General features: G+C 38.3%; 13 protein-coding genes. 8 read left to right on the plus strand and 5 right to left on the minus strand.

Features of this window, described 5'->3' with window-relative positions:
* The first annotated feature begins 26 nt into the window (after positions 1 to 26).
* The 4 genes from JMN32_RS07100 (at position 27) to JMN32_RS07115 (ending at position 4,835) form a co-directional block, all read left to right on the plus strand.
* Entirely contained in the window at positions 27 to 668 is a 642-nt protein-coding gene (locus tag JMN32_RS07100) for an SPOR domain-containing protein (protein WP_202855616.1), read from the plus strand.
* A gap of 123 nt (positions 669 to 791) precedes the next feature.
* Positions 792 to 2,498, plus strand: a complete 1,707-nt coding sequence (recJ, locus tag JMN32_RS07105) for a single-stranded-DNA-specific exonuclease RecJ (RefSeq protein ID WP_202855887.1) — start codon at positions 792 to 794, stop codon at positions 2,496 to 2,498.
* Between the two features lie 15 nt (positions 2,499 to 2,513).
* The gene (gene lptB / locus JMN32_RS07110) at positions 2,514 to 3,245 is read left to right on the plus strand and encodes an LPS export ABC transporter ATP-binding protein (protein WP_202855617.1); all 732 of its coding nucleotides are present in this window, start codon (positions 2,514 to 2,516) and stop codon (positions 3,243 to 3,245) included.
* A 99-nt stretch (positions 3,246 to 3,344) separates the two neighbouring features.
* Positions 3,345 to 4,835, plus strand: coding sequence for a GH3 auxin-responsive promoter family protein (locus tag JMN32_RS07115; protein ID WP_202855618.1), 1,491 nt, complete (start codon positions 3,345 to 3,347; stop codon positions 4,833 to 4,835).
* Positions 4,836 to 4,875: 40 nt separating this feature from the next.
* On the opposite strand, the gene JMN32_RS07120 is transcribed toward JMN32_RS07115, so the two are convergent.
* Entirely contained in the window at positions 4,876 to 7,254 is a 2,379-nt protein-coding gene (locus tag JMN32_RS07120) for an ABC transporter permease (protein ID WP_202855619.1), read from the minus strand.
* Between the two features lie 602 nt (positions 7,255 to 7,856).
* Between JMN32_RS07120 and mfd the strand changes: the two genes are divergently transcribed.
* Complete coding sequence (gene mfd, locus JMN32_RS07125) at positions 7,857 to 11,225, plus strand: transcription-repair coupling factor (RefSeq protein WP_202855620.1); 3,369 nt, start codon at positions 7,857 to 7,859, stop codon at positions 11,223 to 11,225.
* Here the strand turns inward: mfd and JMN32_RS07130 are convergent.
* The 3 genes from JMN32_RS07130 to JMN32_RS07140 form a co-directional block, all read right to left on the minus strand.
* Entirely contained in the window at positions 11,214 to 11,465 is a 252-nt protein-coding gene (locus JMN32_RS07130; protein ID WP_202855621.1) for a hypothetical protein, read from the minus strand. The two genes, mfd and JMN32_RS07130, sit on opposite strands and share 12 nt — an antisense overlap.
* Positions 11,466 to 11,686: 221 nt before the next feature.
* Complete coding sequence (locus JMN32_RS07135; protein ID WP_202855622.1) at positions 11,687 to 12,403, minus strand: LytR/AlgR family response regulator transcription factor; 717 nt, start codon at positions 12,401 to 12,403, stop codon at positions 11,687 to 11,689.
* Between the two features lie 4 nt (positions 12,404 to 12,407).
* Positions 12,408 to 13,460 (minus strand): sensor histidine kinase, encoded by a 1,053-nt coding sequence (locus tag JMN32_RS07140; protein ID WP_202855623.1) that lies wholly within the window; start codon positions 13,458 to 13,460, stop codon positions 12,408 to 12,410.
* A gap of 384 nt (positions 13,461 to 13,844) precedes the next feature.
* Here JMN32_RS07140 and gldJ point away from each other — a divergent pair, with 384 nt between their 5' ends.
* A complete protein-coding gene (gene gldJ, locus JMN32_RS07145; RefSeq protein ID WP_202855624.1) occupies positions 13,845 to 15,092 on the plus strand; it encodes a gliding motility lipoprotein GldJ in 1,248 nt (415 codons plus the stop codon).
* 968 nt (positions 15,093 to 16,060) lie between these two features.
* Here gldJ and JMN32_RS07150 read toward each other — a convergent pair.
* On the minus strand, positions 16,061 to 16,663 hold the full coding sequence (locus tag JMN32_RS07150) for a ComF family protein (RefSeq protein WP_238354373.1): 603 nt from the start codon (positions 16,661 to 16,663) through the stop codon (positions 16,061 to 16,063).
* Positions 16,664 to 16,787: 124 nt separating this feature from the next.
* On the opposite strand from JMN32_RS07150, the gene JMN32_RS07155 reads away from it, so the two are divergent.
* Both JMN32_RS07155 and JMN32_RS07160 read left to right on the plus strand, forming a co-directional pair.
* Positions 16,788 to 17,138 carry a carboxymuconolactone decarboxylase family protein gene (locus JMN32_RS07155; RefSeq protein WP_202855626.1) on the plus strand — a complete coding sequence of 117 codons (351 nt, stop codon included), beginning with the start codon at positions 16,788 to 16,790 and terminating at the stop codon, positions 17,136 to 17,138.
* The gene (locus tag JMN32_RS07160; RefSeq protein WP_202855627.1) at positions 17,131 to 17,502 is read left to right on the plus strand and encodes a hypothetical protein; all 372 of its coding nucleotides are present in this window, start codon (positions 17,131 to 17,133) and stop codon (positions 17,500 to 17,502) included. The genes JMN32_RS07155 and JMN32_RS07160 overlap by 8 nt, the downstream gene beginning before the upstream one ends.
* Positions 17,503 to 17,563 lie beyond the last annotated feature (61 nt).

Genomic DNA, 17,563 nt, shown 5'->3' on the forward strand with positions numbered 1-17,563 from the left:
TCGAAGATTTTACAAAAAATAGGATAATGAAAAAACTAACTGCGATACTCACACTTGCTATGATTATGGCTTTTTCTGTGAATTCATTTGCCCAATTATCTAAGGCTGAAATGAAGGAATGGAAGAAAAAGGCTAAAGAATATGCAAAGAACCCTGAACAAATGAAGCAATTGGTTGAAGAAAACCAATCACTTCAAGGTCAGGTAACCAGCCTAAAAACTGAAAATACTGCTATGCAATCGCGCATGAGCGATAAAGACGCAAAAATCAGTGAATTGCAAGATGATTTGACAAAGCTTAGAGGCGACCTTTCTTCAGCAAAAGCAGAGTTGCGTGATATGAAGTCACAGCCAGCGGCAAGCTCGTCAGAAGGACCAATAATGGATGGTGTGGTTTTCAAAGTGCAGATCGGAGCATTCAGAAATAAAGACCTTTCGAAGTATTTTGAAAATAATGAGAACTTCAGTGGAGAAAACGAGGATGGTATGCAAAAAATCACGCTTGGTCAGTTCAGAGATTACTGGGAAGCTGATACTTTTAAAAAGTACCTGAGAGAAATGGGTGTAAAAGATGCCTGGATCGTTCCTTACAAAGACGGAGTAAGAGTACCTATTAAAGACGTACTTGAAGGCGTAATCGCTGATGATGGTGCGGCAGACTCTGAATAATAGATAGTAGTAAAATTACTTAAGAGGCTGTCTTAAAAGTCAACTCGTTTGGAAAAACGAGACCGTTTATCGGAAAAATACATATGGCTTTTGGGACAGCTTTTTTATGTTTTAAAAATGTGCATGGTAGAGAAAAGGTGGGTATTAAAAGATAAGCCTGACAAGGAAATTGTTGATTCATTATCACATACTATAAATGTAAGTCCTCCAATAGCCACCATCCTGGCACAACGTGGCATCACAGATTTTAACGGCGCCAAAAAATTCTTCCGACCTACCCTCGATATGCTTCATGATCCATTTTTGATGAAGGATATGGATCTGGCTGTATCAAGAATTGAAAAGGCCATTGTAAACCAGGAAAAAATACTGGTCTATGGTGACTATGATGTGGATGGCACCACATCGGTTGCCCTCTTCTTTACTTTTCTTAATTCCTTTTACTCTGCATGTGATTTCTATATACCGGACAGGTACAAAGAAGGCTACGGTATTTCCGAAGCTGGAATTGAATTTGCTGCTGAAAACAATTTCAACCTGATTATCTCGCTTGATTGTGGGATCAAATCGGTAGGGCTAGTCGAAAAAGCCCGTTCTTATGGTATCGATTTTATTATATGTGATCACCACCGACCGGGAGACAAGCTGCCACCAGCCATTGCTGTATTAGATCCCAAAAGGTCTGACTGTCAATATCCTTACAAAGAGCTACCGGGATGTGCTATCGGTTTCAAGCTGGTTCAAGCATTGGTTTTACAAAATCCGCACTGGTATAAAGATCCTCTGGATTTCCTGGATCTTGTTGTGGTAAGTATTGCCTCAGACATTGTACCCATTACAGGAGAAAACAGAGTGCTGGCCTATTTCGGACTTCAACGTTTAAAAAACAGTGCCCGACCTGGCTTACGAGCTCTGATCAAGCTGGCTGGTATCAAATACAAAATGACCATTACAGGCATCGTGTTTGGCATGGCTCCAAGAATAAACGCAGCTGGTAGAATATCTCATGCAAAAACAGCAGTTAACCTACTCCTGTCAGAATCTGAAGAAGAGGCTTATCACTTCGGAGAACAACTGGACGTAAAGAACGATAAACGCCGTGACTTTGATGCCAGCATTACTGAAGAGGCATTGGCCATGATTGAGGGAAATGAACGTCTGAAAACTTCAAAAACAACGGTTCTCTTTAAAAATGACTGGCATAAAGGGGTTATTGGTATAGTGGCTTCACGATGTATAGAGCGCTACCACCGTCCTACGATTATCATGACCATGTCTAACAACAAGGCCACCGGTTCTGCCAGATCTGTTCCTGGTTTTGATGTTTATAATGCTATAGAAAACTGTAGCGATCTGCTGGAGCAGTTTGGCGGACACATGTATGCTGCCGGACTTACAATGGATATCGATAAAGTAGAGGCTTTTCAGAAAAAATTTGAAGAAGTAGTTTCGAGCTCCATTTCAGAGGAACTGCTAACTCCACTAGTTAATATTGACTCAGAGATAACATTTAACAGGATCACTCCAAAGTTCTTTAATGTTATTAATCAGATGGAACCCTTCGGGCCGGAAAACCTATGTCCTGTATTTTTAGCAGAAAATATAAGTGTGGCAGGTTCTTTGAGGCTAATCAAAAACAAACACCTTAAATTCATCGCGCAGCAGGAGGGAAGTACTAACCGACTGGAAGCTATTGGCTTTAATCTGGGGGAATATGAAAAGAGGATAAAGAATGGCGAAAAGTTCAGAATGGCATTTTCCATTGAGGAAAATAACTACATGGGCTATCAGTCTATTCAGTTAAATATAAAAGATATAAAGTTCGATTAGTTATTTTTGCCAGATATGATATTACGAGCAGACCATCTAGTTAAAAAATATAAAAAGAGGACCGTTGTTAACAACGTATCTGTACAGGTAGAACAAGGTGAAATTGTTGGTTTACTTGGACCTAACGGAGCAGGTAAAACTACCACCTTTTACATGATCGTAGGGCTCATCAAGCCCAATGAAGGCCAGATCTTTTTAGATGATAATAATATCACTGACTTGCCCATGTACAGAAGAGCAAAACTGGGCATAGGGTATCTGGCTCAGGAAGCTTCGGTATTTAGAAAACTGACGGTTGAAGAAAATATTATGGCTGTTTTGGAAATGAGAAATATGCCCAAAGCTGCTCAAAAGGAAAAGTGTGAATCTCTTTTGGAAGAATTTAGCCTCACTCATGTTCGTAAAAACCTGGGTATGGTCCTTTCAGGAGGTGAACGCCGCCGTACAGAAATTGCCAGAGCTTTAGCTGTTGACCCAAATTTTGTACTCCTTGATGAACCTTTTGCCGGTGTAGACCCCATTGCCGTTGAAGAGATACAAACTATTGTTGCCCAACTCAAAAAGAAAAATATAGGTATACTCATCACTGACCATAACGTAAATGAAACCCTTTCTATAACAGATCGCGCATACCTTATGTTTGAAGGTAAACTGCTCAAAGCCGGATCTGCTGAAGAACTGGCAGCTGATGAGCAGGTAAGGCGTGTATACCTGGGACAGCATTTTGAGTTAAAAAGAAAAATTTGATCGGCCATATCACCAACAAACTGTTTTATTTCTATTTTTAAGTTATTTCAAATCAAATAATAGCTGGTGGATATACTGAATTCGATACTAACCTGGGTGATGAAGAAGCGGATACATGATATCGAACTTTTCATCAAATACCCACATGACGTACAGCAAGAACTTTTTAAAAAATTACTTTCCGAAGCCAAAAACACGGAATTTGGAAAAAAATACGATTTTAAAAGTATCTCAAATTATCAACAGTATAAAGATAGAGTCCCTGTTCATGCTTATGAAAACCTGTTCCCTTACATTGAGCGATTAATGCGAGGTGAGCAAAATATCTTATGGCCATCGGAAATCACCTGGTTTGCAAAATCTTCGGGAACTACCAATGCCAGAAGTAAGTTCATTCCGGTTTCTCCTGAAGCATTGGAAGACTGTCATTTCAAAGGAGGGAAGGACCTGATTTCTATTTATGTCAATAATTATCCTGAAACCAAAATGTTTACGGGCAAGGGATTGACGATAGGCGGAAGCCATCAGATTAACGAGTACGATCCTAATGCCAACTCTTATTATGGTGACGTTAGTGCGGTTATTATGCAAAACCTTCCTTTATGGGCCCAACTGATCAGGACACCTAAACTGAATGTTGCTCTCATGGATAAATGGGAGGAGAAAATCGAGAAAATGGCGGCCATTACCTCTGAAGAGAATGTAACCAACCTGGTAGGTGTCCCTACCTGGACGATTCTACTCATACAGCAGGTGTTAGAACTAAAGGGCAAGGATAACATCCTTGAAATCTGGCCCAACCTGGAAGTATTTTTTCATGGGGCAGTAGCCTTCACTCCTTACCGAGAGCTTTTTAAAAAGCTGATCCCGAAAAGTGACATGAATTATTGTGAAACATACAATGCTTCGGAGGGTTTCTTTGGCATTCAGGATCAGAAAGATTCTAACGAACTGCTTCTCATGCTGGATTATGGTATTTTCTATGAATTCATTCCATTTGATGACATAAATAACCCAAATCCGCAAACGATTTCGCTTGATGAAGTAGTGATAGGGAAAAATTACGCCATGCTCATCAGTACCAACTCCGGACTTTGGCGCTATAATATCGGTGATACAATAAAGTTTACGAGCACGTCCCCATACAGAATTAAAATTTCCGGACGCACCAAGCATTTTATTAATGCTTTCGGAGAGGAGTTGATTATAGAAAATGCCGAATCTGCGATTACCGATGCCTGCTCAAAGACAGGTGCCATTATAGATAATTTCACTGCAGCGCCCATCTACTTCGACGAAGGAAACAAAGGTGGCCATGAGTGGATAATTGAATTCAAAAAGCAGCCCGATAATTTGGAACGGTTTACACAGTTCCTTGATGAAAAGCTCCGTGAAATAAACTCAGACTATGACGCCAAGCGCTACAAAGACATGGCCCTTTTACCTCCGGTAGTACATAGCGCCAAGGAAGGAACTTTCTATGCCTGGATGAAAAAAAGAGGTAAGCTGGGTGGTCAAAACAAGGTGCCCCGACTATCCAACAACCGGGAACACCTAGATGACATCCTCAAAATGATGAAAAGCATCTAAATCTAAAAGGTTTAGAAAGACATCTCTTCTATTCTTTTTACTATTCCTCTTTAAGGGTTTTAGCAGGATTTATCATTGATGCCTTAAGGGTATTGAAAACTACCGAAGCCAGAGCAATAACAATGGCAATTATACCTGCAAACACAAATGGCGCCGGTTCCAATTCAAAATGGTACGCATAATCTGACAACCAGTTGTCAGTATAAATCCAGGCGAGTGGTAAAGCTATCACAATAGATATAATAACCAACTTCAGAAAATCTTTAGAAAACAAATAGAGCAAGCTGGCTACATTAGCACCTAATACTTTTCTTACACCTGTTTCTTTAGTCCGTTGTTGCATAAGGAAAGCCGATAAGCCAAAAAGACCCAATGCACTGATGAAAATCGCTGCCATTGTAAATATGCTACTTAGCCAGCCAACCGTCTGCAAGCTGGCATAATTACTTCTATAATCGCTTTGTATGTAAGTATAGTCAAAGGGATATTGATCTTCGTACTTCTTATACACTCGTTGAACCTTATCAAGTATTTCTTTAGTATATGCCTGATCATAGCTGATATAGGCGTTCCAGGTTTCTTCAGGATTACACAAGATTACCACGGGTTCAATGCGCTGTGTCAACGGTTGATGATGATAATTTTTTGCGATACCAACCACTAAAGCTTTATTACCCCATACGGTCAACTCTGTTCCCATAGGTTGATCCAAACCCAATGATTTAGCCGCTTCTTCGTTTAGTATTACTTGTTTAAGCGAATTTAACTTACTGGAATAGACTTTGTCAAAAGCGCGTCCTTCTACAAGGCCGACCTCAAAAGTCTCAATAAAGTCTTGACTGACCTGAATCACATTGAAGAAAGTATTATTGTCCTCCGGCTTTCCTGGCCAGAGTACTCCTTTATTTTTATTCATGGTATTCAATGGATCCTGCTCTGTAAAACTTACTGATTGAATTCCCGGAATACTTAATAGTTCTTCCTTATACAATTGCTGTTTTCCCCGTATACCATGCAATACATGCCGCAAAATCTGAGTTGTTTTTATCCCCAGATCACTGTTATGTATAAATTCAATCTGATTAAATACTACGGAGGTAAAGACAATGAACGCAATAGATAAAGTGAATTGAAATACCACCAGAAATTTTCTTAACCCTGTTAAACCACCACCAATATTGAGCTTTTGCTTCTCAGATAAAAGGCTAAAAGATGAGAACAACAATGCTGGATAGATTCCTGCAAGGAAACCAATACTTATACTACCAGCAATTAGGACTATTATAAATAGTGGTGATGAATATGGAAGAGCAATATGTTTACTGGTAAGCGCATTAAAAAATGGCATGAGCATCTCAATCAGTGTAATAGCTAACAACATTGAAATAACTGCTACTAGAACGGATCCTGTTAAGAACTGAAAAGTTACCTGCCTTCTTTGCGCCCCAACAGCTTTTCTAAGCCCAACTTCCTTGTGCCGCTTGCTAGCCATAACTGTATACAGGTTTATAAAATTAATACAAGCAATTATGAGTACTATAAATGCTACAGCAGAAATCAGTCTGAGGTAAACAATTCTACCAGAAGCATTTCTTCCTGCCGAGAAGTCATTGCGGAGATAAACATCCACAAACGGATAGGCAAACAGTGCGTCATCCGTTTCGGCAATACTATGTCGGGTTAAAACGGCAGTTAATTTTTTGTCAATATCTGCACGCCGGATCCCTGGCACCGTTTCAATAAAGACATGAACATTAAAATTTGAAAAGGAGTATTTATTTGAGCTTTTCCACCAGGGTCGCTGCGTATCCTCAAAATGTTGATAGGGCAAAATAAAGTCAAAACGCAGGGAAGACTGATAGGGTATTTTTTTAAGTACACCCGTTATCTTGTAGGGCTGTTTTTCTTCTTGTACGATGTCAATATATTCACCCAATGCCGATTGACCCGGAAAGTATTTCTCAGCCATCTCGGTAGAAATAACAATAGAGCGAGTTTCCTTAAATGCATTATCAAGGCTGCCTTCCTTCAATGGAAAACTAAAGATCTGTAACAAAGCAGAATCGGCATAGACTCCCTGCTCAGAAACGGACATTGTTTCTTTTGCAAATACAGCATGAGCAGGAAAGGCTCTGGCTATAGTCTTTACTTCAGGAACTTCCCCTTTTATCAACGGCACCAAAGATGACGAGGCGTAAGGTACAATTACACTTTCTCCAGACCTGTCCTTTTCAGCAAAAATCTGGTATACATTATCCTTATTCTCATGGAATCTATCAAAGCTATATTCATCCCAAACCCAAACGGCCATGAAAATAAAACAAACCAATCCAAACGTTAACCCGAATATATTGATGACTGTAAAAGTCTTCTGTTTAAGAAAATACCTGAGGGTGACTTTGATATAATTTTTAATCATGTTGAGCTAATCTATCTATTAGTGAAGCTAAGTCATAGCCTAAAATAGTGCCATTCAACAAAAACCTATATTTTAACCAAAACAAGCAAACCGATCTAATAGATATCAAGCTGTTGTTTCACTCTGAAACAGTTAAGTGTTTTGTTTTGAAACATATCAAGGGCTATGAAAAGCCTTTCAGGTATAAAAGCAATGTACGAAAAATCAATGTTCGATTACAGCAAAGGAACTAAATGGCTCAATAATATTTACTGCGACAGGTCTCCTTTCTCATAGCCCGAATGTCATTATTGAAAGTACTTTTTGAATTGAACAAAACTAAAACCCCAAGCCCATAAAACCAATTCAAAATTGCAGTGATTTGGCCTTGTTTTCATCAAACCAAATGTAATTCAGATAGGCTACGGGTCTGTTATCATCAGCTGTACCATTGCTGCATAAAAATATACGTCTCAAAAATCACTCAACGTAAAGGACATGCTTATACAACTAAAACCAGTTTAATAAAACAAATACCCATTTTAAAACTAACTTAACTTATCCTTCACATTACTCTTTTCAATATTTTCCTACCTTTGCAACTTAATTTTTAGGGCAAAAGCGTGAAGGCAGGCGACCTGTTAAAACTGTACAAAGCGGATAGCATTATCCAAACGATAGCCGAGATAACCAAGGCTAATGAGGATCTTCATGTCCAGGTCAAAGGGCTGACCGGTAGTTTGGATGCCGTATTGATTGCATCACTATATCAAATCAATCATCAAAACCACCTGATTGTACTACACGACAAAGAAGAAGCGGCTTACTTTCACAACGACCTGCAAAATTTACTCTCTGGTAAGGAGGTACTTTTCTTCCCAACCTCATATAAGAGACCCTACGAGTTTGAGGAAACAGAAAACGCCAACGTATTGATGCGCGCTGAGATCCTCAACCGGGTAAATCATAAAGCCTCATCTGGAGAACTAATTGTAACTTACCCTGAAGCCCTAACAGAAAAAGTTATCAACAAAAAATCGTTGACTAAAAATACTTTTTCTGCTAAAGTGGGGGAAGCTGTAGATGTAGAGTTTCTTAGCGAACTGCTCATGTCATATGACTTCGAAAAAACAGACTTTGTTTATGAAGCCGGACAGTTTGCCGTAAGAGGGGGTATTATAGACGTTTTCTCGTATGCACATGACCTGCCCTACCGTATAGAGCTTTTTGGAAATGAAATAGATAGTATCCGGACATTTGATCCAAACTCGCAACTTTCGGTGGATGCTGTGAAAGAGATCAACCTGATTCCGAATGTACAGACAAAGTTGATACATGAGGAACGTCAGAGCTTTCTGGATTTCCTACCCAATAACACAAAAGTCTGGTTTAAGGATTATCAACAAACACTGGATATTATTGACAGTTACTTCAAAAGAGCCAAAGAATGCTTTGATGATATACTGAAAGCCAGTGGAGAAACACAGGTAATTTTAAACCCTGAGGATCTGTTTGAAACCTCTAAAACATTTAAGAAGCAGGCCGTTCCTTTAGTGAAAATTGAATTTGGCAATCGCTTCTATTTTAAAAACCCTGAAAGTTTTAGTTTTGATTCTGAACCCCAACCCTCTTTTAACAAAAATTTTGAGCTACTTGCTAAAAACCTGACAGAAAATCAGGAGTTGGGTTTTACAACACTAATTGCTTCAGATTCTCAACAACAACTCCAAAGGCTGCACTCAATCTTTGAAGAAATTGATCCAACTATCGACTTTCAAGATCTGAATGCCAGTTTGAGACAGGGTTTTATTGACAGGATTCTTAATATCGCTTGTTACACAGACCATCAATTGTTCGAGCGATTTCACAGGTATAAAACCAAAGATAAACATTCCAAATCCAAGGCTCTAACGCTAAAAGAGCTTCGTACACTACAGCCTGGTGATTTCGTAACGCATATTGATTACGGTATAGGCAAGTTTGCCGGCTTAGAAAAGCGTGAGGTCAATGGCAAGATACAAGAGGCCATACGACTGATATACAGAGATGATGACTTGCTTTATGTGAGTATTCACTCCCTGCATAAAATTTCCAAGTATACGGGTAAAGAAGGTACACCGCCATCTATAAGTAAACTTGGTTCCCCAGAATGGGAAAATAAGAAGAAGCGGGTTAAAAAGCAGGTTGTCGACATTGCCAAAGACCTGATCAACCTTTATGCAAAGCGGAAACAGGCTCCAGGATATGCGTTTTCAAAAGACAGCTTCTTACAGGCTGAACTGGAATCTTCATTTATCTATGAAGATACACCTGACCAGGCAAAGGCCACGGCAGACGTAAAAGACGACATGGAGCTAAAGCATCCCATGGACCGTTTGGTATGTGGAGATGTAGGTTTTGGCAAAACAGAAGTTGCAATTCGGGCTGCATTCAAGGCCGTAACGGATAACAAGCAAGTGGCAGTGCTGGTTCCAACCACCATTTTGGCAATGCAACACTATAGAACTTTTCAATCAAGATTATCTGATTTTCCTGTAAAAGTGGAGTATATCAACCGCTTTAAGAGCAGTAAGCAGATCAAGGAAACGCTGAAAAGAGTAAAGGAGGGAGAAACTGACATTCTTATTGGTACACATCGGATTGTTAACAAGGATGTTGATTTCAAAGACCTGGGTCTAATGATTATTGATGAGGAACAAAAGTTTGGGGTCAAAGTAAAAGAAAAGCTGAAGGAGATGAGAGTTAATGTCGACGCTCTTACGTTAACAGCAACACCAATACCGCGAACTTTACATTTTTCATTAATGGGAGCTCGTGATCTAAGCATTATCTCCACCCCACCACCTAACCGCCAGCCGGTTACTACGGAGCTTCATACTTTTAATGAAGAAATCACACGTGATGCTATCAGTTTTGAGTTGAGACGAGGCGGACAGGTATTTTTTGTTCACAATAGAGTTAGTGACATTGAAAGTGTGGCCAACATTATCATGCGCCTCGTACCTGATTCTCGCGTAGGCATTGCGCACGGACAAATGGATGGCGCCACACTGGAAAAGGCTATGCTCAAATTTATTGAAGGTGAGTATGATGTTCTTGTTTCCACCAATATTATTGAATCTGGTCTGGACATTCCTAACGCCAATACGATAATCATTAATTCGGCTCATATGTTTGGCTTGTCAGATTTGCATCAGATGCGCGGAAGAGTAGGGAGAAGTAATAAAAAGGCATTTTGTTATTTATTAACGCCACCAACCATTGGTCTTTCATCTGATTCCAGAAAAAGACTAAGCACCCTGGAAGAATTTTCTGATCTGGGCGATGGGTTTAAAGTTGCCATGCGGGATCTTGATATCAGGGGTGCGGGCAACCTTTTGGGAGCTGAACAAAGCGGTTTTATTTCAGATCTTGGTTTCGACATGTACCACAAAATACTTGACGAGGCGGTACAAGAGCTAAAAGAAACAGAGTTTCGCGATCTATTTGTTAAAGAACTATCAGAGACTACTAAAGTGCTTGTTCAGGACTGTAACATCGAAACCGATCTGGAAGTGATTATTCCTGAGGATTATGTAAATAACATTTCTGAACGATTAAGTCTTTATTCCAAACTTGATAATATCAAAACCGAACAGGAATTAGAGAGCTTTAGGAGTTCAATCATTGATAGATTCGGACCTATTCCCGAATCGGTAGAAGAGCTAATACAGACTGTAAGACTTAGATGGCTGGCGGAAAAATTAGGCTTTGAAAAGCTCACACTCAAGGGTGAAAAGATGAAGAGCTATTTTGTATCATCTGACAAGGAAGAATACTTTAAATCGGAAGTATTTGGCCGGGTATTGGCATTTGCACAAACCAACCCGAAAAGATGCCGTTTAAAAGAAGTGAAAGAAAAACTGATTCTCACAGTCAATGAAGTATTGACTGTGAATCAGGCGATATCTCTACTTTCTGGCATTGTTCATAGGGAACAATCAAACGCTTAGTTCAGAAATACTTATAAAATTCAAATAAGGTTCAAGATCACCAGTCTCGATAAAAGCTTTAATACCCAAAACTTTGTTTTCATACGGAGCGTAACAAACTTCGATAAAATATGAGTCTACATGATAGAGGTAAAACTTTTTTTCATCTTCAACTCTGTAAATCATATAGTCTGCAAAGATGGTGATGTAGTCACATTTCTTGTCAAAAGGTAAAATTTGGAAGTCATTTAGAGGTATCATAGCCAATGTAATTTTTAATTCTTAGCTCAAGAGAGATAAAGATTGTGCCATTGGCATAAATTGCCTAAAACGCCAAATTTAAGGGTTGCAACAATTAAAAGATGCTCAATTCTGGATGATCATTCCCAAAATGGGACGTGACTTATCGTCTATAATGTACATTTGGCGTCAGTTTTTGGATATTATCGCCAGTTTCTGTACTCTATCCTGAAATAGGAAAACTAAAAGCTCATCAGCTCTTTGAATCTTTGCGTCTGTCTTCTGGAAACGTCCACTTCATGTCCACCCTTCATATAAATTTTAATGCTTCCACTAAACCAAGGTTCTATCCTTTCCACCCATTTTAGATTAATAATTTGCTGTCTATTTGCCCTAAAAAAGGTTTTTGGATCAAGGCGAGATTCAAGGTAATTAAGTGTCCGCGGGATCATGGGTTTATGCTCATCAAAATATAGCTTGGTATAGTTACCGTCAACTTCAAGCATGCGTACATTAGCTAATTGCACAAACCAACAATTATCCCCATCCTTAACAAAAACCTGATCGTTTTCGGTCATACGCGGCTCATCGCTTTTTTCTTTCAGTTTCTCCCTCTTTTCTGCAACCTTACTAACAGCCCCGGCCAGCCTATCTTTTTGAATAGGTTTCTGCAGATAATCTAGCGCATTGTACTCAAAAGCTTTGATGGCATATTCATCATAAGCTGTTGTAAATATTACCTCCGGAGAGGACTCAAGCTCTTCCAAAAGCTCAAAACCATTTTTCCCTGGCATTTGAATATCAAGAAAGATAAGGTCCGGCTTATCTGCTTCTATTTTTTCTTTGGCCTCCATTGCGTTTGCGGCCTCGCCTATTACCAGCACGCTATCAAATTCTTTGAGCAATCTTTTCAACTCATTTCTTGCTAACCGGGAATCATCTACTACAAGTGCTTTCATAATATTATTGAGTTAAAGGAATTGTAAATCTAGCGGATACAAAATTACTATCCAGGTTTTCAATTTTTAGATCTGATAATTTACCAAAGAGCAATTTCAATCTGTCTGAGGCGTTTTTAAGACCTATACCAGTACTATCTTCACATTTTTTTATTTGACCTGAGTTGATCACTTCAACAATCAGTGTATCATTTTCTAAAGAAGATTTGATATTGATTATGCCCCCTTGCGGCAAATCTGAAATACCATGCTTTATAGCATTTTCCACAAGCAACTGCACAGCCATCGGTGGAATTTTAAGGTCGAGCGTTTCTGGTTTTATTTCCAACTTATAGCTCAGGCGATCTTCAAACTGAATGGATTCCAGATTAAGATAATTTTGAACGATCTCGAGTTCATGTTCAAGACTCACCCGCTCCATATTATTAAACTGAATAGAATACCTCAACAAACCCGATAAGTGCGTGATCATATCCCTTGCCTTTTCAGGGTTTTCTATCACCAGAGACCTAATATTATTCAGACTATTAAATATAAAATGTGGATTAACCTGTGATTTAAGAGCGATGAGTTCCGCGTCCTTAACTGCCGCCTCAAGTTTCCATTTTTCAACCTCACTTTTTTTGAAATTGATAAATATTTGAAAGAGGAAATAAATAAGGGACCATCCCAAAGTCATAACTGAAAGGTTGAAAACTATAACCAGCGCGATAAACCAGGTGAGTTCCTGACTTTTTTCTACATTAAAAAACGTTTTATTTATTGGCAAAATAATCATTGCCCAGATCAATGCAATAAGGAAAGAAGCTGCTATAACCTTAAGAGCCAACTTGAAGATCCCAAGTTTCACCCATTCATGCTTTTTAATATAAATACGATAGAAATGGGTAAGCAAAAAGCCGACTATCACGGTATTTATATAACCTGCAAATACCTGCCACTGAAAATTTGTAAAGTAGCCAGCCATAAGGCTATAAATTATAAAAAAAGATGTCCAGCCAAATAATTGAAATATCCAGTACAGCTTTTTTCTATCTATGTTATCAATGGTGATCATTCAATATTCATTGTATATTCTTAGTGTAGGAATTTGAAACAATTAAGGAGGTTTATCCAATCATTTTCAAAGATGCGAGAATTTTATTTATGGCTTTTTAATTACTTATTCTACGGTTTATGAAAGCGGTAAGTGGTAAAAAACTGCCGGCAATCCTGAGTTCATTGTTTTTATAGATAATAATGTGGTACTTTTGCTGTTATTTAAGAACAACCGAATAGTGGTATAGGTTGATTAACATAAACTTCACGTTCAAAAATTTACAATTTGTTTAATATTTGTCGTCGAGAAATGTTATTTTGCCTGCTCATAAACTTGTATAGGATGGGTTTATATCACTATATTAGTAGTTGCATTTGATTTTTTTGAATAAATAGAACAGGTATGAAAAGAACTGCAAGCTTTTTTAAGAGTGCTTTGTTAGTTGTCAGTGGTTCAGTGTTACTTACTTCTTGCTTCCTCGGAGGGGGCGGTCGTCCCACCAGTGTACACCCTGGTGCATTAAGTACTGCCACAGGTTTGGCTTATAATGATGAAGACAACAACGGTTTTATGGTTAATCCTTATAGTGGACAACCAGAAGGCCCTAACTTGGTTTTCATTGAAGGTGGACGTGCAGTAGTTGGCTCGTACGAGGAAGACATTTTGAACAGAAGAGATAACCTGGAAAGAACAGTTTCCGTGGCTTCATTCTATATGGATGAAACTGAAATTGCTAACATTCACTGGTTAGAATATCTTCACTACCTGAATGTTTCGGATTCGTCAAGAGAAGCTTACATTGCTGCGTTGCCAGATACATCTGTTTGGGTAAGCCGACTGGCGTATAATGACCCGTACGTTGATCACTATTTGAGATATCCTGGTTTTAGATATTTCCCGGTAGTAGGTGTTAGCTGGGTGCAAGCCAACAACTATGCAGAATGGAGAACCCGAGCGGTAAATATGAAGCTTGCAGAAAATGCTGGCGAAGAATACGCTGAAACGGATGGAAGAATTCCTTTGGAATCCGGAGTTGTACTCCCCAACTACAGACTTCCTTCAGAAGCTGAGTGGGAGTATGCTGCTACTGCATTAATTGGTACTCAATGGCTTGATGAAAATCAGACACACCAAAGAGTTTATCCTTGGGATGGTCATGCACTTAGAAATCCTTATGGAAAAGAAATGGGTTACTTCCTTGCTAACTTTAAGAGAGGTCGTGGTGACTATGCTGGTATCGCTGGTAAATTAAATGATGGAGCTTTAATTACCTCTTACATCTATGAATTCCCACCTAACGATTTCGGTCTTTACAACATGGCTGGTAACGTAAGTGAGTGGGTACTTGACGTTTATCGCCCAATGTCATTCCAGGACTTTGATGATCTTAACCCAATAAGAAGAGATGGTTATCTGGATGAAACAAAAAATAGCGCCACTGGTGAGCAATATTATAACAGTGATATAGAAAATAACCCTGAGGGTTTCACTTCTTTGATTACTGACCAAGCAAGAGTTTATAAAGGAGGTTCGTGGAAAGACGTTGCTTATTGGATGTCTCCAGGTACCAGAAGATACCTTGATCAAGACTCATCAACAGCTACCATTGGTTTCAGATGCGCAATGATTAGAGCAGGATCTAATTACTAAATAATAAAGAGATAAAGATTAGTAACCTCGGTTTTTAATAAGCCGAGGTTTTTTTATGTCCATACTTTTCAACTAAATCAAATGCTTAAGCAGGTAGGATAAATGTGGTACATAAGAAAGTACAGAAGTAGAGATTAGCTAATTCCGACACTATTGTAATTTACAATGACTAACCTGTCATCCATACTATTGAGCCATTAAGCCTTATTATGTTTTTAGCAAAAGAGGTGGTTAGGTCATGGATATTTATTGTGCTTATTCAGTTATTATAATTTTCTGGCTAATAACGTATCTGGATAGATTTCTTACAAAATACATCATTCCATTAACCAAACTGGATTAGCGTATGGTAAAGAACAGTCCAAAATGTAACACGTAATAGAGAACTGATAAATTGACTGTATAGGTAAATGATCGGTTCTAACTATTTTCCATATACATATTTTATCAATCCAGACCATTCAAATACACTGAAGTAATTCAGAAGCTTTCCTTAATATCAGAAGTAGATTAAGAGATGAACCACAAGGTAAGGTTGAAAATTTATAAGCCTTATGATTTAGAGAATTACAGGATTCAATATTTTGCAATGAAAATAAATTTATTTCAAGGTTTTTGTTTTAATATCAAATAACATTTGCACATGCGGATTTAAATGCGATTCTAAATTAAGATTTTCCTGATCATTACTTTCGACTTTAACAATTTTATAAGGGCCTTCTATCGCTTTTTATATACACATCAAGGTATAAAATAGCTTAAAAAAGCGTATTTTATGAGTAAGAGCAGCAGATTTATTTGAAAATTTATATTAAAAAAACAAAATTCTCTATTTAAAAGCTTCATACATGTCGTATACAACTTCTAACTGGTATATGGGTCGTATGATGCCAAAATATGGGCTTTAGAGACCCAACTGTTCAGGTTCAACTAACAAAATTCTTTGGATTAAATTTGCTTTTTTCAACTTATTTTGCCGCTGCTATAGCAGCTACACCTACCTTCTGACATCCGGAATCTAACAGTACCTGAGCGCACGACTCTATTGTTGCACCTGTCGTTATGACATCATCAACAAGTAACACTCTCTTCTCAAAAATTTCGTTAGGCATAGGCACCTCAAAAATATTATCTACGTTATGCCATCTTTCCATTCTAGACTTTCTTGTTTGAGTTGCTGTACTTACCGTTCTCCTCATGGCATGCCCACTAACCGGAATATTGAGTACCTCACCAAGGCCCAATGCAAATTCAGTACTTTGGTTATATCCTCTACTTTTAAGTTTTGCCTTGTGTAAAGGAACAGGTACTATCAAATCGTAACATGTTTGAATTCCTGAATTTAACAGTTCGGCCGCATACTTTTGCCCAATAAACCGACCTAATTCAGGTTTATTATGATATTTTAACCTGTGTAAGATACGTTGTACACGTCCACTCTTTGAAAATTTGTAATAAGCCAAAGCATGCTCCAGTTGCACCTTACCATAAAACTTAGCAGCAATATAATCGTTTGTATCCAGATGATTGGATGTCTTAGGAAGTTCATAATCGCATCGTAAACAGATCATTTTTTCTCCTTTTACCAGACTATTGTTACAAGCCATACAGTATTTTGGAAAGAACAATGAAATGAAATCACTTAGCATTGGCCGATAATAGATATATTTGTAACTATTTTAAACGTCCAAATTAATGAATAAAGTAGAAGAATTTAACGCATATAGAAGCAAGATGAATGAAAAGATACTTGCTGCTGATAATAAAGTTATAAAAAGAATCTTCAATCTGGACACCAATACGTATGCTGAGGGCGCGTTAGATACTAAAACAAAGGAGCTTTTAGGGCTAGTAGCTTCCATGGTACTTAGATGTGACGATTGTGTTAAGTATCATCTGGAAAAATGTCATGAAATCGGATTTGATAAAAATCAGATGTTTGAAGCATTTGCAGTGGCAAACTTAGTCGGCGGAACAATTGTCATCCCTCATTTGCGAAGAGCAGTAGAATTTTGGGAGGACCTGGAAGATAATAAGAATGATTAAACGAGATCTGGAGCTAGAACGTGCGTGGAACGCATTACTTGCGGAATTAGAGCAGATTATTGGCAAACGCCCCAAGGACTTGAATGCCGTTTTATTTCTTATAGGGGTACAAGAGTTAGGCAAAGGCGTTAAAGTTTTTGACAAAGAAGAAAAGCAGGATCTTATGCACATAGCTATATGCAAAGTACTTAGTCTTTCAGGCTTTTATGAGTTAGAGGGACTTGATGAACAAGGTTGGCCACATTGGAAACTTGCAAAAAAATTACCCCATTTCGATCTTCTCGAACAGGAGAAGCTATTAAAAATGCATGTGATAGAGTATTTTGAAAAGGAAGTTGGGCTTAAAATGAACTATAAGGATTGATTTTGGTTTGAAATGTTTATAAAGGATTATATTTAACCTAGATACAAATGCTATTCAAACT

This window comes from Fulvivirga marina, assembly GCF_016775155.1.
GTDB lineage: Bacteria > Bacteroidota > Bacteroidia > Cytophagales > Cyclobacteriaceae > Fulvivirga > Fulvivirga marina.

What these genes read in the sequence shown, in the direction of transcription:
- JMN32_RS07130 (WP_202855621.1), bottom strand. Translation starts at nt 11,465, where the DNA reads ATGATACCTCTAAATGACTTCCAAATTTTACCTTTTGACAAGAAATGT.
- gldJ (WP_202855624.1), top strand. Translation starts at nt 13,845, where the DNA reads ATGAAAAGAACTGCAAGCTTTTTTAAGAGTGCTTTGTTAGTTGTCAGT.
- JMN32_RS07120 (WP_202855619.1), bottom strand. Translation starts at nt 7,254, where the DNA reads ATGATTAAAAATTATATCAAAGTCACCCTCAGGTATTTTCTTAAACAG.
- lptB (WP_202855617.1), top strand. Translation starts at nt 2,514, where the DNA reads ATGATATTACGAGCAGACCATCTAGTTAAAAAATATAAAAAGAGGACC.
- JMN32_RS07150 (WP_238354373.1), bottom strand. Translation starts at nt 16,663, where the DNA reads ATGATCTGTTTACGATGCGATTATGAACTTCCTAAGACATCCAATCAT.
- JMN32_RS07155 (WP_202855626.1), top strand. Translation starts at nt 16,788, where the DNA reads ATGAATAAAGTAGAAGAATTTAACGCATATAGAAGCAAGATGAATGAA.
- JMN32_RS07160 (WP_202855627.1), top strand. Translation starts at nt 17,131, where the DNA reads ATGATTAAACGAGATCTGGAGCTAGAACGTGCGTGGAACGCATTACTT.
- JMN32_RS07135 (WP_202855622.1), bottom strand. Translation starts at nt 12,403, where the DNA reads ATGAAAGCACTTGTAGTAGATGATTCCCGGTTAGCAAGAAATGAGTTG.
- JMN32_RS07115 (WP_202855618.1), top strand. Translation starts at nt 3,345, where the DNA reads ATGAAGAAGCGGATACATGATATCGAACTTTTCATCAAATACCCACAT.
- JMN32_RS07100 (WP_202855616.1), top strand. Translation starts at nt 27, where the DNA reads ATGAAAAAACTAACTGCGATACTCACACTTGCTATGATTATGGCTTTT.
- recJ (WP_202855887.1), top strand. Translation starts at nt 792, where the DNA reads ATGGTAGAGAAAAGGTGGGTATTAAAAGATAAGCCTGACAAGGAAATT.
- JMN32_RS07140 (WP_202855623.1), bottom strand. Translation starts at nt 13,460, where the DNA reads ATGATCACCATTGATAACATAGATAGAAAAAAGCTGTACTGGATATTT.